We start from the raw sequence: 20,466 nt of genomic DNA, 5'->3' as shown, positions 1-20,466 counted from the left end.
AATATTGAATAGAGAGGAGGAGGCTCGCGTGACTAATGCGAGCCTCAATACGGTTTAGGGGGTAAACCACATATGTTCAGCGTTAAATGATAACTTTTTGCTCACAAGTTGAATGCTCGTGAACGAGCAGTTAGGGCACTTAAGGTGACGAAAACAGTATAAGCGTCGAGAGTTTTAGAGAGGATTTTGGAAAGATTAAGAATAATTAATAGAGAGCCAGATGATATTCAAGTGAGTTAATATCATCTAGCCTCGGTACTTGTTATGGAATGAGCTTATGCATCACATCGCCAATTTGAATACTATTGGCCAGTTCTGGTTGGTCGACACTGAGTTCAGCTTCCCCTTCATAAACACGGGTAACCGTTAGGGTGATGTCAGTTTCTGTCACCTTATTGCGCGGCAGACCTCGTTGATCAATAAATGATCCTGTGTGCCATAGTTGTAGCTTGTCGCCCTCACGTACACCATGTAAGCGGCCTAAGTTCATCGTAATCACATTGCCCCATTTCGCGACAATTTCAGGTAGAGTGATTTTGCAGGAAACTTCAGACTCAAGATCGAGCATGATATTGCGGCTCACTCGCAACATCATTTCTCCATAAGTTGACGCCCAAAAGCGTGCGCTGCGTGTATCCACTTGGCTCGTCTTAGGGAATGGCCAGCGTGCAACTTCACGGTAGTTACGGGTGTAGACTTCACTCCCCGTCTTACCATCAAATACGGTGACTTCCATAGCAAACTGGCGATTAATAATGTCATCAGCTAAGAAGTTTTGCTCGATAGTGGCCGTTAAATCATTAATGGTGGCACCAATAATATATTGTGCCCCAGTATCTTCAGCGATCATTTTCAATCGCTCTGGGTAGCGTTTGCTGATTTCAAAATCGGTGGTGCCAACCGAAACAAAGCTGGTTGACTCTTGATCAAGTTGACGGTTGAGAATCTGCGCGAAGTCATCACCTAGACTGTAGATCTGCCCCATAACGGCTTGCTGAGGGGAGGCAAGATCAATATTACCGACGAGAAAGGTCTTTTTATATTGATCTACGTGGCAACCCGTTGCCGATGGATAGATATCAATTCTTGCCTTGACCACCATAACGTCGTCATAGATTTTTTGCTTCTCGACCAAGATGTAGCGCACTTCATGGTTAGTGAACTGATACTCTTTGCGTCCGTCTTCGAGTAGGGGGCGTAGGTTGGCGATACTACCAATATCAGCACCAGAGAAACTAACGGCTTTATAAATAGCGTCTTCCAACGCGTGGATACGAGCCGCTTCCTCTGAGGAAACCACGGTTGCCATGCCGGTCACTTCATACCAAGCGGCTTGTGTGGTTGGAGCAAACACGCCCACAACAAAGGTGAATAAGAGGCCGATAATCGATTTTTTCATAGTGTGTTACCAACTAGGTACAGTTTTTGCTTTACGAATAATAGCGGATTTTGGCATTGGTTTTCTAAACATTGCACGATTAGAAAAGCAAAGAGTGTTCCACTTTTGAAAGAGAGATAGAAATGGGACGCCAGTGCCTGAATGTATCGGAGATTAGAGAATGAAAAAATGGTTAGCGTTAGTGCCAGCGTTGTTTCTCACAGCCTGTGCCTACTCCCCAATTTATAACGGCAAAGAACCCTATCCTGGCAGCCAGTTCCTATTAATGGAAAGCCCTCGCCACACGTTAGATTTCTTTGTTGAGAGTATGACCGAAGATTTGGTCAACTCGAACACCAGTGTGTCGGCGCGCACGCCGATTGCTGTTACGTCATTCGTGGATTTGCAAAACATGGATGCAACCAACTGGCTGGGTAATTCCGTATCAGAAGGTTTTATTCATCAGTTTCAACGTCGTGGTTTTAAGGTTGTCGACTACAAAACCACGGGCAGTATCCAAGTGACTCAGCAAGGGGATTTTGCATTCAGCCGTGACTGGAAAGATCTCGCAAAAGAGCAAGACATTCAATATGTTTTGACTGGAACAATGCTGCGCCAAGAAGGTGGGGTACTGGTTAACGCTCGTGTAGTGGGAATGCAATCTAGAATCGTGGTTGCTTCGGCGCAAGGTTTCCTTCCTGCCGATCGTATTGGTCGCGATCTTGATACGCTTAACAGTATTCGTACACAGGATGGTGTTTTGATTCGTTCAGACCCGACTATACGTCAGCCATACACTGTGATTCTTCGTCCATAGGAGTTGAGATGAAAAAGTTATTATTGTTGTTGATCTCAATGACATTGATTGGGTGTCAGCCATTTAGCCAAATGCGTCCTGATGATTGGCTTAGCGCGGTTGGTTATGCCAGCATTAGCGAGCAAAAGGGACGTGATGAAGAAGAGAAGCAAGTGCGAGCGATGCGAGCGTCGAAAATTGATGCTTATCGTGAGTTGGCTGAGCAGGTATATGGTATGCGTGTCAGCGGCCGTGCGGACTTGAAAGATCAGCGTCTAGGTACAGAGCTTACCTCTGGTGCTGTTGATGGTGTGATTCGCGGTGCCGAGGTAGTACGTAGCTACAAAGTTGGTGATACTTACGTGACGGAGTTACGTCTTGATATTCAAAAAATGAATAAACTGCGTGACTATGGTGAAGTACAGCAAGTTCCAGAAAAGCGTCAGCAAACCTTGTTCTGATCTCTGTCTCTAATCTCTATATAACAAAAAGCGGCAATTGGATTGCCGCTTTTTTGCTATTTCGTCTTAGTGCTTTACGCTTTGAGGTTGGTGCCGAGAGTGGAAACATTTCGAGTATGACCTTTGGCAGTGTAAGTCATGCCCATTTTCCCTTGGCTCTGCTTCATTAGATTATCAAGTTTATTGAAACTTAATTGGGCTCTTTGCAGTGCTTCACCGTTTACGTCATTGAGTTGTTGGCACTCGGTTATGGTGTGGCGAATTTGATCGACAAAAACCACTAACTCAGGATCGCTTTTCAGGCTTTCTACTTCTGGATGGCGAGCAATCCTTTCATCAGTGGTTTGCAACTGGAGCACTAAGGAATTTTTTTGATGCGCGATAGACTCAATCTCTTTTGCGCTACGCTGAGCAATGGCTACTTGCTCTTTCTCTAACAACTCAGAAAGTTCACTGGCACTTTTTAACTGAAATTCTACCAAACTTTTTAAAGTCGCCATTTAACCTCTCAACTATAATCCACCAAGTTCTTTTTCGAACTTGATCATATTATCGGCGAGTTTCTCTGGGTCAACGGTATAAGAGCCATTGGCAATCGCTTCTTTTATCGCGGCTACCTTAGCTTGATCAAAGCTTGGCTGACTAACCATTTGATTGTGCATCGCGCCAACCGCTTTACCTTCCGAGCTCAATGATACTGCATCTTGTGGTGCAGAATGAGTTTTCGCCGCCGAAGTGGATGTTGATGTAGAGCTATCACTACTTCGAGATGCACTGCGTGTGTTGGTCGCGAGCGTTTGCCCTGCGCGAATATTATCTATACCTGCCATTTAGAAAGCCTTTCATTAAATTGAGATTCCTGTACTGACCATATCGGCAGAGATGGACAGACCTTTAGCAATATTTCTCAATTGATTCTTACCGTCGAAGGTGCGTTAGAAAATAACGGTCACTTCGGATATGTCGGTCACTTTGCCATCAATTATACGGTTAGATTTACTATTTTTCACTTTTATCTGCTCACCATGGGATCCATCAGAGAGCGCAACCCCTTTGGTGGTGATGGTCATACCTGATTTCACCGCTTTGATCGTTACGATGTCATTGCGGCAAACCACACAAATGTCGCGTTGCTCGATGATCTCGCCAGCGCGGAGGTTTTTCTTCACTTTTGCTCCGATAACAGCATTTATTGTGGAAAATCCTTGCCGCCTTAAGCGCTGCAAGTCTACCATACTGATGGTGACATCTTGAGCGGCGATAATTTGCCCGCGACTAAGTGGTGAAACAAGCGAGACTTGAGGGCCGGTTCGAGTTACTCTTACTGGCACATAAAGTCGCCAATCTTCTTGGTCACAAGAGACTAACACAGTAATATTACTGGCATTAGAATTGGTTGACTTGGATGAGGCGGTTAGCCCTGATGGGCAGTCAGTCGCAAAAACTCGGCTGTCAACGTTAGCTGCCTGTGCTTCGAGAGCACCACCAATAGGTTGTTCAATACTGTTTAATATGTACTCTTGTGCGGTTTTTTGAATCGCTTGTATTTGCTCATTAGTGGCAGATAAAGCCGAAAAACTAAAGAATACCGCCGATAGGCCGATAACGATTGATACTCTATTGAGATATAAAAACAGTTTGGTTGTGGAAATTGTAGAAAAGTATGATTTAGAATATATCATTCGGTTTCTCGGGTTTCATGACCTGCAATAGATTACCACTTTTTTACTTGAATGTTTGAAATGGAGATGAGCTTATGACGGGTATTCTTGATTCTGTGAATCAGCGTACGCAACTCGTCGGTCAAAACCGATTGGAACTATTGACATTCCGTCTAATGGGACGTCAACGTTATGGTATTAACGTGTTCAAGGTTAAAGAAGTTCTTCAGTGTCCTAAGCTTACTTCAATGCCAAACCTTCACCCACTAGTTAAAGGCGTGGCGCATATTCGTGGCCATACCGTATCGGTGATTGATTTAAGCTTAGCCATTGGCGGACGACCAACAACAGATGTCGACAAAGCATTTGTTGTCATCGCAGAGTTTAACCGTAGTATCCAAGCGTTTTTGGTGACTTCGGTAGAGCGCATTATTAATATGCACTGGGAGGCGATTTTGCCGCCACCAGAAGGTTCAGGTAAAGCTCACTACCTAACCGCAGTGACCAACATTGATAATGAACTGGTTGAAATTCTGGATGTTGAGAAAATTCTGGCAGAGATTGCACCTGTGGATGAAACCATGGATAGCAATATCGGTCAGGAAATTGAGAAAGCAGAAGCGGAAAAACCGCTGGTGCGCCGTATTCTTATTGCCGATGACTCGACGGTTGCGCGTAAGCAAGTTGAGCGAGCGATTACCTCAATTGGTTTTGAAGTTGTCTCGGTGAAAGATGGCAAAGAGGCTTACGAAAAGCTGCTTGAAATGGCAGAGCAAGGCAGCGTGTACGAGCAAATATCGTTAGTTATTTCTGATATTGAAATGCCTGAAATGGATGGCTACACGTTGACAGCAGAAATTCGTCGCCATGCTGATCTCAAAGATCTATATGTTATCTTACACTCTTCTTTGAGTGGGGTATTTAACCAAGCCATGGTAGAACGAGTAGGTGCGAACGCATTTATTGCTAAGTTTAACCCTGATGAACTTGGTAATGCAGTGAAGACTGCACTTGTAAAATAAAGAGAACTTAATGACAGCGATAACTATAAGCGATCAAGAGTATCGTGAATTTAGCCGTTTTTTAGAATCTCAGTGCGGTATTGTACTGGGAGAAAGTAAGCAGTATTTAGTAAGAAGTCGCCTAAGCCCACTGGTTGTAAAGTTTAAGTTGGCGTCGCTTTCTGATCTATTGCGTGATGTGATCTCGGGTCGCAACCGAGAATTACGCATTGCCGCTGTAGACGCGATGACCACCAATGAAACACTTTGGTTCCGCGATGCATACCCGTTTACTGTGTTGGCTGACAAAATTTTACCGGAGCTTGCTGCAAATAAGCGTCCGATTAAAATTTGGTCAGCGGCAAGTTCCTCTGGTCAAGAGCCTTATTCAATGGCAATGACCATTTTGGAAACGCAACAGCGTAAGCCTGGTATGTTGCCAAGCGTATCGATTACCGCAACGGATATATCAGCCAGTATGCTCGATATGTGCCGTGCAGGTGTCTACGATAATCTTGCACTGGGTCGTGGTCTTTCTCCTGAGCGTCGTCGCACCTTTTTTGAAGATGCAGGCGATGGTCGTATGAAAATCAAAGACAATGCGAAGCGTCTTGTTAACTTCCGTCCGCAAAACTTGATGGATAGCTACGCTTTGCTCGGTAAGTTTGATGTTATCTTTTGCCGTAACGTATTGATTTATTTCTCTCCTGAGATGAAATCAAAAGTGCTCAATCAAATGGCAAACAGCCTTAACCCTGGTGGTTATTTGTTATTGGGAGCTTCTGAATCGTTGACGGGGTTAACTGACCGATTTGAAATGGTTCGTTGTAACCCTGGCATTATTTACAAGCTAAAATAGTTATCTTGTACCGAGTTTGATAGAGCCCAGCGAATGCTGGGCTTTTTTGTGCCTTGCATAAATCACTCGTATACTGAGCAAGACATTTCTAAGGCAATTCTACGTGTGACTGAGATTTAAAGTTGGCGTGGTTATTGCTGCGTAAATCGCTGATAAAGCAAATTTTGAGTACTCATTTAAAACTGGTACGCATTTTGCTTTATTAACTGGTAATAACGGTCAGTTCTTAAGTAGAGGCAAACATGGCTATTTCTTTTGACAAGGCATTAGGCGTTCACCAATACACGGTGGGCGTACGTGAGCGTAACGCTGAGGTCATCTCAACCAATATCGCGCAAGCTAATACGCCGGGTTACAAAGCAAAAGGCATGGATTTTAAAAAGGCATTACAGGCGGCAAGTTCGGAGGCAAGCATTGGTCTTAGCCGTACCGATGGTCGGCATATTCCTGCCTCTACTCAGGTAACAGGTGAAGTGCTTTATAGACTTCCAACTCAACCTGACACGGGGGATGGCAATACTGTCGATGTGGATTTAGAGCGTAACTTGTTTATGCAAAACCAAATCAGACATCAAGCATCACTCGACTTCCTAGGAAGTAAATTCAAGAACTTAACCAAAGCAATCAAAGGGGAATAAATTAGATGAGCTTATTTAACGTATTCAATGTGACAGGTTCTGCAATGAGTGCTGAATCCGTTCGTCTAAATACAACCTCAAGCAACTTGGCGAATGCAGATAGCGTCTCTAGCTCAGCGAAAGACACCTACAAAGCGCGTCATGCTGTGTTTGGTGCTGAGTTAAGTAAGGCAAAGTATGGTCAAGACCAAACGGTGCCGGTGAAGGTGTTGGGTATTGTTGAGAGTGACAAGCCGCTTAATGCGGAATACAACCCTGATCACCCACTTGCGAATGACGAAGGCTATATCTATAAGCCGAACGTTAACGTAATGGAAGAAATGGCCAACATGATTTCTGCTTCTCGCTCATACCAAACGAATGTGCAATTAGCAGATGCCAGTAAACAAATGCTGCTGCGTACGCTGCAGATGGGTCAATAGGGATTGGAGGTAACGTATGGCCGGTATTAACAACGTTGGTCAAAACGGCTTGTCCTATGTTGACCAGCTTAAAGCCCTGCAAGATCAGAAGAAGACAGACGAGACAACGGGTAAACAGGATCTTAAACAAGAAGACTTTTTATCCCTTCTCACTAAGCAACTTGCTCAGCAGGACCCTTTTAAGCCGGTTGGCAATGACCAGATGATTGCACAAATGGCATCATTTGCCACCGTCGATGGCATTGGCAAAATGAACACTCAGTTTGAAACACTGAATACGTCAATGACATCAAACCAAGCACTGCAGGCGTCGACTCTTGTGGGACGTGATGTACTCGTTCCCGGAGCTGCTGGTGTCAAGCAAGATGGTCAGTCCATGGCAGCTATGGTTAAGCTTCCCCAAAACGTAGACAATATGTTTGTTCGCGTTGAAAACGAGATGGGCCAGTTGGTTCGTACGTTTGAAGTTGGAGCCAAACCTGCTGGTGATAACCGTGTTGTTTGGGACGGAAAAGATGAAAACGGTAACCCATTGCCAGCTGGCAAGTACAAGGTGAAAGCCTCTGGCTTGTTAGAGGGAGAAAGCAAAGAGTTTGAAGTATCGACATACGCAAACGTCAACAGCGTTCTACTTGGTAAAGGTGATGGTAACGTACTGCTCAATCTGGCTGGCTTTGAGTCGCCAGTTCGACTTGCTGAAGTACTCGAAGTAGGCAAAGCGTAACAACGCAAGCTAGATAGGAGAATTAGGAATGTCTTATATTGCATTAAGTGGGCTATCTTCCGCTCAGTTAGATCTGAATACAACCAGTAATAACATAGCTAACTCGAACACCTTTGGTTTTAAGGAGTCTCGTGCAGAGTTTGGTGATGTTTACTCAAACTCATTGTTTACCAATGCTAAGACAGCTCCAGGTCAAGGTGTACAGGCAAACAAAGTCGCACAACAATTTCACGAAGGTTCAAGTGTTTACACCAATAACCCTCTTGATTTACGTGTATCTGGCACTGGCTTTTTCTCGGTAGCTAAAGATCGGCTGATCCCTCAGCAAAACGAGTTGACTCGTAACGGTGCTTTCCACCTGAACAAAGATAACTACATGGTAACTTCGAACGAAGAATACCTGCTGGGTTATCAAGTGAATCAGGATACAGGTGAAGTACTTTCTTATGAGCCAACGCCGATAAACATTCCTGCTGAGTTTGGTAAACCTAAACAGACCGCAAACATTGAGGTGGGTGTAAACCTTCCAGCTAATGGTGATCTAAAAGATCCGGCTCTGTTTGATTACAGTGACCCAGAAACCTATAACCGTTCGACGTCTTCAACCATTTATGACTCGATGGGTCAGTCTTACAAGATGACAACGTACTACTTGAAAGATCAGACTCAACCGAACACATGGCAGACGTACTATACGGTGACAGATAAGACTGGTGAGAAACCAGTTAACATTGCTGGTGGTGACGCGACGACACCATCTGGTCATGTTGGTCACACCATGAAGTTCAACAACGATGGTACGCTTGCGAGCTTAAACAGCGGCAACAACATCGTGACTGATCCGATTGGTACCGGAGCGAATCCAATTGAGATGAACGGTGCGGATATTAACCAAACACTGTCGTTTGGTCTTGATGCAGCTACTCAGTTTGCCGCACCTTTTGAGTTAACTAAGTTTGATGAAGATGGCGCGACAACGGGCTTCCTAACTAAAATTGACTTCGATGAGAATGGCAGTGTGTTGGGAACCTACTCAAACGGTGAGAACATCACTTTAGGACGTGTTGCACTAGTTCGCGTTGCGAACGAGCAAGGTCTTGATAAGAAAGGTGGTACTCAATGGGATTCAACTCAGTTCTCGGGTGATAAAATCTGGGGTGAGTCGAACAAAGGTTCATTTGGTACCATCAACAACGGTACGCTTGAGCAGTCAAACATCGATATGACGCAAGAGCTAGTGGACTTGATTTCGGCGCAGCGTAACTTCCAAGCGAACTCGCGTTCTCTAGAGGTTCATAACCAGTTACAACAGAACATCCTACAGATTCGCTAATTCTCCTTGAGCAGAATCTTTGTGCTTAATCTGAATGGCAACTTAGCGGCAACGCTAAGTTGCCATCGTTGCCACTAGCAGGCAAAACCTTCCTCTATAACGGCATGCTTATGTCGATTTTTCTTCCTATTTATCTGATAAATAACAAGTAATTTTATTGGCATAACAATTGCTTTATTTGCTTCGAATAGTGATTTTTGGAGCAAGTTAATGGACCGTTCTCTGTTTCTCGCCATGAGCGGAGCTAAGCAAAATATGCAAGCTTTGCAGCTTAGAGCGAACAACCTAGCAAACGTCAGTACCACGGGTTTCCGTGCTGATTTGGCGCAAGCACGTTCTATGCAAGCGTATGGCGATGGTTTGCCAACTCGCGTATTTAGCATGACGGAACGTCCAGGGCATAACTTTCAACAAGGCAGTGTGATCACCACCGGCCGAGATCTTGATGTCACCATCCAAGGTGAGGGTTGGATTTCAGTGATGGATCACACGGGCAAAGAAGGTTTAACCCGCAACGGTAATCTCCAAATTGATGCCAATGGTTTATTGACCAGTGGCAATGGCAATCTTGTGATGGGGGAAACTGGCGCACCAATTACCGTTCCCATTCCAGTCAGTAAAGTTGAAATCGGCAATGACGGTACTATTTCAGTCGTTCCGCAAGGCGCTCCAGCCGACGCAATGGAAGTTGTTGACCGTATCAAGCTTGTTCGCCCTGATAATCAGTCACTATTCAAAGATGCAAACGGCTTGTTCAGAGCAAAAGATCCCAATACCGCATACGAGCCTGACGGTGCAGTAAAACTGCTCACAGGTGCAATTGAAGGAAGTAACGTCAACGCAATCGGTGAGATGACCGCTCTGATTGACTTACAACGCCAATTTGAAATGCAAGTCAAAATGATGAGTACAGCGGAAGAGATGGACAAAGCTTCTGATTCGCTACTTCGTTCAAGCTAATAGATATTTAGGAGAGAGTTATGCATCCGGCACTATGGGTAAGTAAGACTGGCTTAGACGCGCAGCAAACCAACATTTCAACGATTTCGAACAACTTAGCTAACGCCTCAACCGTTGGTTATAAAAAAAGCCGTGCGGTATTTGAAGATTTGTTTTACCAAAATATCAACCAAGCGGGTGGCCAGTCATCACAAAATACGGAGCTACCAAGTGGTTTAATGCTTGGGGCGGGTTCAAAGGTTGTGGCGACTCAAAAAGTGCATACCAATGGTAACGCGCAAACGACCAGCAACAGCTTAGATATGATGATCGAAGGCGATGGTTTCTTCCAGATCTTGATGCCGGATGGCAACATTGGTTATAGCCGTAACGGTCAGTTCACTGTGAATGATGAAGGTGCGCTGGTTACGTCGGGTGCGGGTTATGCACTAGAGCCTGAAATCGTCATCCCACAAGATGCGGTGGGTATCACTATCGGTACGGATGGTGAAGTCTCTGTGCGTTTACGTGGTCAACAAGATAACCAAGTAGTAGGTCAGATCACAACGGTTGATTTTGTTAACCCGGGTGGTCTAGAACCGATCGGTCAGAACTTATATTTACCTACAGGTGCAAGTGGCGATCCTCAAGAAGGGGTACCGGGTCTAGACGGTTTTGGTGATATTCGCCAATCAATGCTAGAAACCTCTAACGTCAATGTGACTGAAGAGTTGGTGAACATGATTGAAGCTCAACGAGTCTACGAAATGAACTCTAAAGTTATTTCTGCGGTAGACAAGATGATGAGCTTTGTTAACCAGCAACTATAACGTCTGAGAGGTTAACAACATGAAGCGCTTTCTTCCTTTGCTCCTGATTAGTCTTATGTCAGGTTGCTCAATGTTTAATACTCCAGTTGAAACGCCGGATGTTACTCAAGGCACGACCACGGTTGATGCGGTTGAAGGGGACAAGTCTAGCGATACCAGTTCAGGGATTATTGATACCTTGCGCGGCAGAAATGATCCGGTTGCAGGCGACCCTGCATGGGCGCCAATTCATCCAAAGCATCAACCAGAGCACTATGCAGCAGAGACCGGCTCGCTATTTAATACCGCAAGCTCTACTAGCTTATATGACGACTCTAAGCCTCACGGCATTGGTGATATCATTACCGTGACCCTAGACGAAAAAACGAAGGCGGCAAAGAGTGCGGATGCTGACTTGTCGAAAAACAATGCGGCAAACATGGATCCACTAGAAGTGGGTGGCAAGCAACTTAATGTTGGTGACTACAATTTCTCCTACAACCTTTCCAACGATAACAAGTTTAGCGGCAGTTCAGAAGCCAACCAAAGCAACAGCTTATCGGGTTCGATTACCGTTGAGGTGATTGAAGTATTAGCGAATGGTAACTTGGTAATTCGTGGTGAAAAATGGCTGACGTTAAACACCGGTGATGAGTATATTCGTTTAAGCGGCACCATCCGTCCGGACGATATTACCTACGATAATACCATTGCTTCAACTCGCGTTTCCAATGCTCGTATTCGCTACTCTGGGACGGGTACTCAGCAAGATATGCAAGAACCAGGATTCTTGGCACGATTCTTCAATGTATCTCTGTAACACAATTTAAAGACGGTGTTTTGACATCGTCTTCCAGTTACAGGTATCACAATGAAAAAAGCGTTACTCCTTTTTACCAGTTTGATTATGTTCGTGACATCGGCACATGCTGCGCGTATTAAAGACGTAGCGCAAGTGGCCGGTGTGCGTAGCAACCAATTGGTAGGTTACGGTCTAGTGACGGGCCTACCGGGTACTGGAGAGTCAACGCCTTTTACTGACCAAAGCTTTAATGCCATGTTGCAAAACTTCGGCATCCAATTGCCGCCCGGCACGAAACCAAAAACCAAAAACGTCGCAGCGGTAATCGTAACCGCAGAGTTACCTGCATTCTCCAAGCAAGGTCAGAGTATCGATGTGACGGTTTCATCTATCGGCTCAGCGAAAAGCCTACGTGGTGGTACGCTAATGCAAACCATGCTGAAAGGTCTTGATGGTCAAATTTACGCCGTTGCGCAGGGCAACTTAGTGGTGAGTGGTTTTAGTGCCACGGGAGCCGATGGTTCGAAAATCGTTGGTAACAACCCAACTGCCGGTATGATTTCGAACGGCGCGATTGTTGAACGTGAGATCCCGACCCCATTTAGCCGCGGTGATTACATTACCTTTAACCTACTTGAGTCTGACTTTACCACGGCACAGCGTATGGCTGATGCAGTGAATAATTTCCTTGGTCCACAAATGGCGCAAGCGGTTGATGCTACGTCGGTTAAAATCCGTGCGCCAAGAGATATCAGCCAACGAGTCGCTTTTCTATCCGCAGTTGAAAATCTTGAGTTCAACCCAGCAGAAGGCTCTGCGAAAATAATTGTTAACTCTCGCACAGGCACTATCGTCGTTGGTAAGCATGTGCGCTTGAAACCTGCTGCGGTCACTCATGGTGGTATGACGGTGGCGATTAAAGAGAATTTAAACGTGAGTCAACCTAATCCATTTAGTGGTGGTGATACGGTTGTCGTGCCTGATTCGGATATTGAAGTCACGGAAGAAAAAGGCAAGATGTTCAAGTTTGAGCCAGGGTTAACGCTCGATGACCTCGTCCGTGCTGTGAACGAAGTGGGTGCGGCTCCTTCCGATTTAATGGCGATTTTGCAAGCTCTCAAGCAAGCTGGCGCGATTGAAGGCCAACTGATCATCATTTAAGGGATTCACATGATTAACAACGGTAACGACATTGGTTTTATCAACGACTTGGCGGGGCTAGACAGACTTCGTCAGCAAGCCGTCAATGGTGATGAGAAAAGCGAAAAAGAAGCGTTGTCGGCTGCTGCTAAGCAGTTTGAAGCGATCTTTACCAATATGTTGTTTAAGTCAATGCGTGATGCCAATGCGACCTTCGAATCCGGTCTGATGGACAGTCAAAACCAGCAGTTTTATCGCCAAATGCTCGATGATCAAATGGCGAGTGAGTTGAGTTCATCGGGTTCTCTTGGACTTGCGGATATGATTGTTGCTCAATTGAGCACTGGCTCGATTGAAAACCAGAGTGCCAATGCTCGAGATAACGACTTTGAGCATCTAATGCAAAAAGTAGATCGAGCTCGTCATGAGCAAGAAGTACGAGAGCGAAATGGTGAAACTGCTGTGGTGGCACAAGCTCCTGAGGTCGCACAGTCGAAGCCATCGCCAAGCCGATTTGATTCTCCAGAATCTTTTGTTGCCTCCATGAAGCCTTATGCTGATAAAGCCGCGAAAGCTTTAGGTGTGGACTCATCACTGTTACTTGCTCAAGCAGCATTGGAAACGGGATGGGGGCAAAAAATGGTGGCAAACAGCCGCGGTAATAGTCACAACCTATTTAATATTAAGGCTGACAAGAGTTGGTCTGGAAGTAAGGTTGCAACACAGACCTTGGAGTATCACCAAGGTGTTCCTGTACAAGAAAAAGCGGCGTTCCGTGCTTATCAAGATTATGAGCAGAGCTTTAACGACTATGTTCGCTTCCTTAATGAAAACCCACGTTACACCACCGCACTGCGTCATGGTGGGAGTAATGAAGAGTTTATTCGTGGGATCCATCAGGCAGGATATGCGACTGACCCTCAATACGCAGACAAGGTGTTAAGGGTTAAATCGAAAATAGATCAGATGTAAGAATCACCTTCGGGTGATTTTTTATATCTAAGAATGTTGAGCTTAGATTGCTCGACGCTAGGTTCCTTACTTTCTCTTAAGTTTCTCGACGCACATTTCTCACCCGGTTGAGCCCAACAACCCCACCACGCTGAATGCTCTCTTCTTTTGGCACATAACTTGCTAGTTACCTATAAGTTACTCAGCAAATGCTGATTTTATTAGGTTTTCGGGGGCAGTATGGCGTCGGATCTTTTGGGGTTAGGTACACAAAGTGTCTTAACCGCTCAGAGACAACTCAATACCACTGGTCACAACATTTCTAACGTTAATACAGAAGGTTATAGTCGCCAATCTGTTATACAAGGAACAAGTGATCCGCGCCAGTTTGGTGGACAAACTTACGGCATGGGCGTGCATGTGGAAAATGTTCGCCGCTCATGGGATCAGTTTGCCGTGAATGAGTTGAACTTATCGACGACCAATTTTGCTAAGCGCCGTGACTCAGAAGAAGATCTGGAGATGTTATCTGGTTTGCTCTCTTCGGTTTCGTCAAAGAAAATTCCCGAAAACATGAACAGTTGGTTTGACGCGGTTAAGTCGTTAGCGGACAGCCCAAACGATGTTGGTTCACGTAAGGTTGTGCTAGAGAAGGCGGGTCTAATCGCACAGAATCTTAATGACTTTTATGAAGATGTTCGTCGTCAGCATGATGTCGTCAACAAAAAACTAGAGCTTGGCGTAGAGCGCATCAACCAAATTGGTACTGAAATTCGTGATATTCATCGTCTGATGATGCGTACCCCAGGTCCACACAACGACTTGATGGATACCCATGAAAAGCTCGTCGCGGAACTGTCTGAATATACTAAAGTGACCGTGACTCCCCGCTCAAATCGCGAAGGCTTTAACGTTCATATCGGCAATGGTCATACCTTGGTCTCTGGCACGGAAGCAAGCCAACTTGCATTGGTTGATGGTTTTCCTGATGTTCATCAGCGTCGATTGGCAATGATCGAAGGCGAGGGCATTAAGCCGATCACCAGCAAAGATATGGATGGGAAAATCGGTGCCATGCTCGATATGCGTGATGAAAAAATCCCTGACGTGCTTGATGAACTAGGCAAAATGACGATCGGTTACGTTAATGCTGTTAACTACCTTCAGTCGCAAGGTTTGGATTTGAACGGCAAAGTGGGTGATAACTTGTTTACCGACATCAACTCGCAGGTTGCGGCTAAATCACGTGTCGTGACTGCCTCAAACTCCCAAGCGGATCTGGCGGTTTACATTGAAAACGTCACTCCATTGAAAGCTGGTGAGTATTCGCTGCAGTACGATGGCAGTGACTATTATGTTACCCGCCCTGATGGTGAACGCTCCGCCGTTGCGGTGAAAGACAATGCCATTAGTGTGGATGGATTACGTATCGAAATTAATCAAGGGCTTGCTAGTGGTGAACGAGTGCTTATTCGTCCTACGCGCTCTGGAGCGGGTCAGATTCAGTTAGCGACCACCGATGCGACAAAGATTGCCGCACAAAGCTATGAAGCATCCACGACATTTGCCCAAGGTACTGCCAGCTTTGACATTCAACAAGCCGGTGACCTAAAAGAGTTTGAAGTGATTATTTCGCCGGATGGTACCCAGTTTGCCGTTACCGATAAAAACGGCAAAGTTTTGCAGCAGCCGCAGCCTTATCCACCGAAAGGAGAGGTTACGGTTCAAGGGACGAGTTTTACCCTCTCAAAGGGTGCACTACCAAACGACAAGTTTACTGCGAACCTTGTGCCTTCAGATGGTGGTAACGGCAACTTACGTAAGATGTTGTATCTGCAGACTGATAAACACCTTAATGGCGGTCAATCATCGATTATCGATATTTATCATGACCTCAATACGGATGTTGGCTTGAAGTTGTCTACCGCTTCTAAGTTAACCGATGTCTCTCGTATTGAAAAGGAATCGGCGGAGGAGCGTATAGCCTCTATATCTGGGGTCAACCTAGATGAAGAAGCCGCCAATATGATGAAGTTTCAACAAGCTTATATGGCCTCATCGCGTGTGATGCAAGCCGCCAATGAAACCTTCGATACCATCTTGGCACTAAGGTAGGAGAGCGACTAAATGATGAATAGAATTTCCAGCTTTCATAACTACCAATCAGTACAGAATGATTTGCGCAGACAAGAAGGCAAGGTTCACCACAACCAAGCGCAACTTGCCTCAGGCAAAAAGCTTTTGCAGCCAAGTGACAACCCGTTGGCCACTCACTACATCCAAAATATTGGTCAGCAAAGTCAGCAGCTTCAACAATATGTTGATGCCATTGTACTGACACGTAGTCGCCTTCAGCACAATGAGGTGATCATGGCGAATGCTGAAGACTATGTCGATGAGGGGAAGCGTACCGTGATGGAAATGATCAACGGCTCACTTTCACCTGAGGATCGACAAGCCAAACGTCGTGAAATTGAAGAGCTGTTTAGCAATCTACTGACTTTAGCCAACACACAAGATGAGTCTGGTAACTATGTGTTTTCCGGAACCAAGGCAAAGGTGCAGCCATTTTTTAGCGATAAGGCGGGTAACATCAGTTACTCGGGCGATGACTATCAAAGAAAGATGCGTATTTCTAACAGTCAGGAGATGCCAATTAACTTCCCTGGCAACAAGGTATTTATGGAAGTCGCCAATCCCTTTGGTGATTACAAGCCTAGCTATCAGTTGCAAGAAGGCTCTGAACTGCTGCTTGAACGTGCAACTAACAGCGATAGTGACGATAAAGCGGAGTACAAACTTACCTTTGTTGATATGCCGAATGAAAAATACGGTTATCAGTTAGAACGGAACGGTAGCGTAGTCAAAGCTGATGAGTTCAATCCTGCTGATGGGATTCAGTATGGTGACCTATCGATTCAAGTTAAAGGTCAGATAACCAAAGGCGACGTGATCGACCTAAAACCTCAGAAGAATGTTAGCTTGTTTGAAACTTTTAAAGAGGCGCGAGATTTGTCTGATGGTTCGGTCTCTGATGCTTCTAACACGGCAGAGTTACAGCGAGTGGTACAAGAATTTCATGCGGGCTTTATTCAAATGAACAAAGCGCGTTCAGATGTGGGTGCACGCTTAAGCACTCTCGATATCCAAGAGCAACAACATCAAGATTTTAAAATGACGTTGGCGAAATCAAAGAGCAATTTTGAAGATCTTGATTATGCCGCAGCAGTGATTGAGTTTAATGAAAACTCACGCGCGCTACAGGCATCTCAACAAGCTTTTGGTAAAACAAAGGATTTAACACTGTTTAACTACATATAAGCCTTATGTGCAATGCCATAAGCGCGAAATTTGACAGTGGTGCCATCTATAGAGAAACAGGGTGAATAAATTCACCGTGGCAATGGATGGGGCAAAAAAGCGGCAATAAGTAGAAAACGAGTAGAAAGAGTTCGATAGGTATAAGAGATGCCTTTTGTCTAACTCATTGAAAATAATCATGTATAAAATTATTTTTATGTTTTTACTTAGTTGGCATGCTAATTGAATTAGATAAACAAGAGTTAAATTAAACGGTTTTTAAGTAGGCAGTCGCTTACTTAGCAAGTCATTTACGGTCAGTGCTTCCCAATGAGATCAAGCTGACCGCTTCGCGAGTACTTGCGAACTCACTAGGAGAGCAACCTATGACCATTACAGTAAATACTAACGTCTCTGCAATGACAGCACAGCGTTACTTGAATAAAGCGACGGGTGACCTGAACACGTCAATGGAACGTTTGTCATCTGGTCAAAAGATTAATAGTGCCAAAGACGATGCTGCGGGTCTGCAGATCTCTAACCGCTTGACTGCACAGTCTCGTGGTCTTGACGTGGCAATGCGCAACGCCAACGATGGTATCTCTATCGCCCAAACCGCAGAAGGTGCTCTAAACGAATCGACCTCTATTCTGCAGCGTATCCGCGACCTATCATTACAGTCGGCGAACGGCACGAACTCTGATTCAGAGCGTGAAGCAATCAACGAAGAAGTTTCAGCACTGCAAGACGAGTTGAACCGTATTGCGGAAACCACGTCTTTTGGTGGCCGTAAGCTACTGAATGGCTCATTTGGTGAAGCGTCATTCCAAATTGGTGCCAGCTCAGGTGAAGCAATGATTATGGGTCTAACCAGTGTGCGTGCTGATGATTACCGCATGGGTGGACAAAGCTTTGTTGCCACTAATGGTAAAGACAACACTTGGGGTGTGGCGCAAGGTAAGAGCGATCTAAAGATTGAGTTTACGACTAAAAGTGGTGAGCTGGTCAACCTTGCAGTGAATGCCAAAGTGGGCGATGACATCGAAGAGCTAGCAACGTACCTAAATGGTCAAACTGACTTGCTTAAAGCATCGGTAGATGAGGACGGTAAGCTGCAACTATTTGCCGCGGAGCCAAATCTACAAGGCAACATCTCATTCAGCGGTGGTTTGGCTGGTGATCTTGGCTTGGAGTCAGGCCCAGGTGTGCGAACTACGACGCAAGATATTGATGTAACAAGCGTTGGTGGCGCGCAAAATGCCGTTGGTATTGTTGATTCAGCATTGAAATATGTTGATTCACAACGTGCGGACCTTGGTGCAAAACAAAACCGCCTAAGTCACAGCATTAATAACTTGGCGAACATCCAAGAAAACGTTGAGTCTTCGAACAGCCGAATCCGTGATACTGATTTTGCTAAAGAAACAACGGCAATGACCAAAGCACAAATTCTGCAACAAGCTGGTACTTCAATTCTGGCTCAAGCAAAACAGTTGCCAAACTCTGCAATGACACTATTGCAGTAACAGCAAGTAGCCTTGCTCACATCGATCCCAGACGTGGGGTGAGCAGGGTGATTGCGGCAAACATAAGTAAACTGCTTGCCGGGGCTCTCTCTCAAAACCTGCCCCTAATTAATGCTTACTTATGTCATGGCAGCCAAGCTGTGATCATTTCTCTCGATCTCCACATTGGCTACCTCCATAGCCCCGGTTCTCTCAAAGGATGGGGCTTTTCTTTTATCTAAATTCTTAGAACTCTCGCTGTAACACGCCAAACTCCGCCATTCATTTCAATCAGTTAGAAAACTTTAATCTTTTTTTTCTGCTTTTAGATACCGCTCAACAATTTGCCACTAAATGGCTCTTTTTTATGCGTTTTTCAAAAATGCTCTAAAGTTAATCAATCACTCGTCGCTATTAAGGTTACTTTGAGAGAACTTTTGGTTTACCGAGACGTCGGAAACCGTTCGGAACTTCCGCATCAACGGAAATCAACAGGAGAACCACCATGGCGGTGAATGTAAATACAAACGTGTCAGCAATGACAGCACAACGTTACCTAAATAGTGCAACGAGCGCGCAGCAAACGTCGATGGAACGTTTATCTTCTGGTTCTAAAATCAATAGCGCGAAAGACGATGCTGCAGGTCTACAGATCTCTAACCGTTTGAATGTTCAAAGTCGCGGCCTAGATGTAGCGGTGCGCAATGCGAATGATGGTGTCTCGATTGCTCAAACCGCTGAAGGTGCGATGAATGAGACGACCAATATTTTGCAACGTATGCGTGACCTATCACTGCAATCTGCAAACGGCTCGAACTCTAAAGCTGAGCGTGTAGCGATCCAAGAAGAAGTGACGGCACTGAATGATGAGCTAAACCGTATTGCAGAAACAACGTCATTCGGTGGCAATAAGCTGCTTAACGGTACGTTTACTACTAAGTCGATGCAAATTGGTGCCGACAATGGTGAAGCGGTAATGCTAACGCTAAACAATATGCGTAGTGACAATAAAATGATGGGTGGTAATAGCTATGTTGCCGCTACGGCAAAAGATCCAAGTTGGGAAGTAAAATCTGACGCTAGCGATCTTGCTATTAAGCTGACAGATAAACTAACTGGCACAGAGCAAACCATCAATATCACCGCTAAAGCGGGAGACGATATCGAAGAGTTAGCGACTTATATTAATGGTCAGACTGACATGGTGACGGCTTCAGTGGGCGATGATGGCAAACTTCAAGTATTTGCTGACAACAACACGGTTTCAGGCCCTGTGAGTTTCTCGGGCGGTTTAGCTGGCGAGCTAAACTTTGGTGAAGCGAAATCAGTCACGGTTGATACAATTGACGTGACGTCAGTTGCGGGAGCTCAAGAGTCAGTCGCTATTGTAGACTCTGCGCTTAAATTTGTAGATAGTCACCGTGCTGAGCTGGGTGCATTCCAAAACCGTTTTGAACATGCGATCAATAACCTTGATAACATCAATGAAAATGTGAATGCATCGAAGAGCCGTATCAAAGATACCGACTTTGCGAAAGAGACGACAGCCTTGACTAAATCTCAAATCCTTAGCCAAGCTTCAAGCTCAGTACTGGCGCAAGCCAAGCAAGCGCCTAACTCTGCATTGGGCTTACTAGGTTAAGTATTCACCATCGCTAAAAAGCCAGCCTTCGGGCTGGTTTTTTTATGCTTAAGAGTAGGGTTATATTCATTAGGTAGGAGTTGAAAGGGCGGTGAAGATTAAACG

At 45.2% G+C, this 20,466-nt stretch carries 21 protein-coding genes; 17 read left to right on the top strand and 4 right to left on the bottom strand.

From position 1 onward, the window contains the following. Positions 1-262: 262 nt before the first annotated feature. Positions 263-1,399: a flagellar assembly protein FlgT gene (locus tag GZK95_RS11065; RefSeq protein ID WP_075706633.1), complete on the bottom strand. Its 1,137-nt coding sequence runs from the start codon at positions 1,397-1,399 to the stop codon at positions 263-265. Positions 1,400-1,559: 160 nt separating this feature from the next. Between GZK95_RS11065 and GZK95_RS11060 the strand changes: the two genes are divergently transcribed. Continuing rightward, the gene (locus GZK95_RS11060) at positions 1,560-2,195 is read left to right on the top strand and encodes a FlgO family outer membrane protein (RefSeq protein ID WP_075712995.1); all 636 of its coding nucleotides are present in this window, start codon (positions 1,560-1,562) and stop codon (positions 2,193-2,195) included. An 8-nt stretch (positions 2,196-2,203) separates the two neighbouring features. Further along, a complete protein-coding gene (gene flgP / locus GZK95_RS11055) occupies positions 2,204-2,635 on the top strand; it encodes a flagellar assembly lipoprotein FlgP (protein WP_075706631.1) in 432 nt (143 codons plus the stop codon). A gap of 74 nt (positions 2,636-2,709) precedes the next feature. On the opposite strand, the gene GZK95_RS11050 is transcribed toward flgP, so the two are convergent. From GZK95_RS11050 to flgA, 3 genes are all read right to left on the bottom strand, one after another. Further along, positions 2,710-3,135: a flagella synthesis protein FlgN gene (locus GZK95_RS11050; RefSeq protein WP_075706630.1), complete on the bottom strand. Its 426-nt coding sequence runs from the start codon at positions 3,133-3,135 to the stop codon at positions 2,710-2,712. A gap of 12 nt (positions 3,136-3,147) precedes the next feature. Beyond that, entirely contained in the window at positions 3,148-3,465 is a 318-nt protein-coding gene (flgM, locus tag GZK95_RS11045) for a flagellar biosynthesis anti-sigma factor FlgM (RefSeq protein WP_075706629.1), read from the bottom strand. 105 nt (positions 3,466-3,570) lie between these two features. Continuing rightward, the gene (flgA, locus tag GZK95_RS11040; protein ID WP_075712993.1) at positions 3,571-4,317 is read right to left on the bottom strand and encodes a flagellar basal body P-ring formation chaperone FlgA; all 747 of its coding nucleotides are present in this window, start codon (positions 4,315-4,317) and stop codon (positions 3,571-3,573) included. Positions 4,318-4,391: 74 nt separating this feature from the next. Between flgA and GZK95_RS11035 the strand changes: the two genes are divergently transcribed. The 15 genes from GZK95_RS11035 to GZK95_RS10965 all read left to right on the top strand — a co-directional run bounded on the left by GZK95_RS11035 (position 4,392) and on the right by GZK95_RS10965 (position 20,361). Continuing rightward, positions 4,392-5,318 carry a chemotaxis protein CheV gene (locus tag GZK95_RS11035; protein WP_075706627.1) on the top strand — a complete coding sequence of 309 codons (927 nt, stop codon included), beginning with the start codon at positions 4,392-4,394 and terminating at the stop codon, positions 5,316-5,318. Positions 5,319-5,328: 10 nt separating this feature from the next. Beyond that, entirely contained in the window at positions 5,329-6,156 is an 828-nt protein-coding gene (locus GZK95_RS11030; RefSeq protein WP_075706626.1) for a protein-glutamate O-methyltransferase, read from the top strand. Positions 6,157-6,398: 242 nt separating this feature from the next. Next, positions 6,399-6,794 carry a flagellar basal body rod protein FlgB gene (gene flgB, locus GZK95_RS11025; RefSeq protein WP_075706625.1) on the top strand — a complete coding sequence of 132 codons (396 nt, stop codon included), beginning with the start codon at positions 6,399-6,401 and terminating at the stop codon, positions 6,792-6,794. A 5-nt stretch (positions 6,795-6,799) separates the two neighbouring features. Next, positions 6,800-7,216: a flagellar basal body rod protein FlgC gene (gene flgC, locus GZK95_RS11020; protein WP_075706624.1), complete on the top strand. Its 417-nt coding sequence runs from the start codon at positions 6,800-6,802 to the stop codon at positions 7,214-7,216. A 16-nt stretch (positions 7,217-7,232) separates the two neighbouring features. Continuing rightward, positions 7,233-7,940, top strand: coding sequence for a flagellar hook assembly protein FlgD (gene flgD / locus GZK95_RS11015; protein ID WP_075712991.1), 708 nt, complete (start codon positions 7,233-7,235; stop codon positions 7,938-7,940). A 28-nt stretch (positions 7,941-7,968) separates the two neighbouring features. Then, on the top strand, positions 7,969-9,273 hold the full coding sequence (gene flgE / locus GZK95_RS11010; RefSeq protein WP_075706622.1) for a flagellar hook protein FlgE: 1,305 nt from the start codon (positions 7,969-7,971) through the stop codon (positions 9,271-9,273). Between the two features lie 210 nt (positions 9,274-9,483). Continuing rightward, complete coding sequence (gene flgF / locus GZK95_RS11005) at positions 9,484-10,233, top strand: flagellar basal-body rod protein FlgF (protein ID WP_075706621.1); 750 nt, start codon at positions 9,484-9,486, stop codon at positions 10,231-10,233. 20 nt (positions 10,234-10,253) lie between these two features. After that, a complete protein-coding gene (gene flgG / locus GZK95_RS11000) occupies positions 10,254-11,042 on the top strand; it encodes a flagellar basal-body rod protein FlgG (protein ID WP_075706620.1) in 789 nt (262 codons plus the stop codon). A gap of 19 nt (positions 11,043-11,061) precedes the next feature. After that, positions 11,062-11,841: a flagellar basal body L-ring protein FlgH gene (gene flgH / locus GZK95_RS10995; protein ID WP_075706619.1), complete on the top strand. Its 780-nt coding sequence runs from the start codon at positions 11,062-11,064 to the stop codon at positions 11,839-11,841. 51 nt (positions 11,842-11,892) lie between these two features. After that, complete coding sequence (locus GZK95_RS10990; protein ID WP_075713471.1) at positions 11,893-12,984, top strand: flagellar basal body P-ring protein FlgI; 1,092 nt, start codon at positions 11,893-11,895, stop codon at positions 12,982-12,984. 9 nt (positions 12,985-12,993) lie between these two features. Beyond that, the gene (gene flgJ / locus GZK95_RS10985) at positions 12,994-13,935 is read left to right on the top strand and encodes a flagellar assembly peptidoglycan hydrolase FlgJ (RefSeq protein WP_075713473.1); all 942 of its coding nucleotides are present in this window, start codon (positions 12,994-12,996) and stop codon (positions 13,933-13,935) included. Between the two features lie 219 nt (positions 13,936-14,154). Continuing rightward, the gene (flgK, locus tag GZK95_RS10980) at positions 14,155-16,029 is read left to right on the top strand and encodes a flagellar hook-associated protein FlgK (protein ID WP_075713475.1); all 1,875 of its coding nucleotides are present in this window, start codon (positions 14,155-14,157) and stop codon (positions 16,027-16,029) included. Between the two features lie 12 nt (positions 16,030-16,041). Next, positions 16,042-17,235, top strand: coding sequence for a flagellar hook-associated protein FlgL (gene flgL, locus GZK95_RS10975; protein WP_075713477.1), 1,194 nt, complete (start codon positions 16,042-16,044; stop codon positions 17,233-17,235). 365 nt (positions 17,236-17,600) lie between these two features. Next, entirely contained in the window at positions 17,601-18,740 is a 1,140-nt protein-coding gene (locus tag GZK95_RS10970) for a flagellin (RefSeq protein ID WP_075714089.1), read from the top strand. A gap of 484 nt (positions 18,741-19,224) precedes the next feature. Beyond that, positions 19,225-20,361, top strand: coding sequence for a flagellin (locus GZK95_RS10965; protein WP_075714091.1), 1,137 nt, complete (start codon positions 19,225-19,227; stop codon positions 20,359-20,361). The last annotated feature ends 105 nt before the right edge of the window (positions 20,362-20,466 follow it).

The organism is Vibrio panuliri, assembly GCF_009938205.1.
GTDB classification, from domain to species: Bacteria; Pseudomonadota; Gammaproteobacteria; order Enterobacterales; family Vibrionaceae; genus Vibrio; species Vibrio panuliri.
Note: the sequence above shows the minus strand (reverse complement) of the source record. Positions and strands in the feature narration are given on the sequence as shown.

Bases quoted from the DNA above. Each gene is read 5' to 3' on its own strand.
- GZK95_RS11065 (WP_075706633.1), bottom strand. From the start codon at position 1,399: ATGAAAAAATCGATTATCGGCCTCTTATTCACCTTTGTTGTGGGCGTG.
- GZK95_RS11060 (WP_075712995.1), top strand. From the start codon at position 1,560: ATGAAAAAATGGTTAGCGTTAGTGCCAGCGTTGTTTCTCACAGCCTGT.
- flgP (WP_075706631.1), top strand. From the start codon at position 2,204: ATGAAAAAGTTATTATTGTTGTTGATCTCAATGACATTGATTGGGTGT.
- GZK95_RS11050 (WP_075706630.1), bottom strand. From the start codon at position 3,135: ATGGCGACTTTAAAAAGTTTGGTAGAATTTCAGTTAAAAAGTGCCAGT.
- flgM (WP_075706629.1), bottom strand. From the start codon at position 3,465: ATGGCAGGTATAGATAATATTCGCGCAGGGCAAACGCTCGCGACCAAC.
- flgA (WP_075712993.1), bottom strand. From the start codon at position 4,317: ATGATATATTCTAAATCATACTTTTCTACAATTTCCACAACCAAACTG.
- GZK95_RS11035 (WP_075706627.1), top strand. From the start codon at position 4,392: ATGACGGGTATTCTTGATTCTGTGAATCAGCGTACGCAACTCGTCGGT.
- GZK95_RS11030 (WP_075706626.1), top strand. From the start codon at position 5,329: ATGACAGCGATAACTATAAGCGATCAAGAGTATCGTGAATTTAGCCGT.
- flgB (WP_075706625.1), top strand. From the start codon at position 6,399: ATGGCTATTTCTTTTGACAAGGCATTAGGCGTTCACCAATACACGGTG.
- flgC (WP_075706624.1), top strand. From the start codon at position 6,800: ATGAGCTTATTTAACGTATTCAATGTGACAGGTTCTGCAATGAGTGCT.
- flgD (WP_075712991.1), top strand. From the start codon at position 7,233: ATGGCCGGTATTAACAACGTTGGTCAAAACGGCTTGTCCTATGTTGAC.
- flgE (WP_075706622.1), top strand. From the start codon at position 7,969: ATGTCTTATATTGCATTAAGTGGGCTATCTTCCGCTCAGTTAGATCTG.
- flgF (WP_075706621.1), top strand. From the start codon at position 9,484: ATGGACCGTTCTCTGTTTCTCGCCATGAGCGGAGCTAAGCAAAATATG.
- flgG (WP_075706620.1), top strand. From the start codon at position 10,254: ATGCATCCGGCACTATGGGTAAGTAAGACTGGCTTAGACGCGCAGCAA.
- flgH (WP_075706619.1), top strand. From the start codon at position 11,062: ATGAAGCGCTTTCTTCCTTTGCTCCTGATTAGTCTTATGTCAGGTTGC.
- GZK95_RS10990 (WP_075713471.1), top strand. From the start codon at position 11,893: ATGAAAAAAGCGTTACTCCTTTTTACCAGTTTGATTATGTTCGTGACA.
- flgJ (WP_075713473.1), top strand. From the start codon at position 12,994: ATGATTAACAACGGTAACGACATTGGTTTTATCAACGACTTGGCGGGG.
- flgK (WP_075713475.1), top strand. From the start codon at position 14,155: ATGGCGTCGGATCTTTTGGGGTTAGGTACACAAAGTGTCTTAACCGCT.
- flgL (WP_075713477.1), top strand. From the start codon at position 16,042: ATGATGAATAGAATTTCCAGCTTTCATAACTACCAATCAGTACAGAAT.
- GZK95_RS10970 (WP_075714089.1), top strand. From the start codon at position 17,601: ATGACCATTACAGTAAATACTAACGTCTCTGCAATGACAGCACAGCGT.
- GZK95_RS10965 (WP_075714091.1), top strand. From the start codon at position 19,225: ATGGCGGTGAATGTAAATACAAACGTGTCAGCAATGACAGCACAACGT.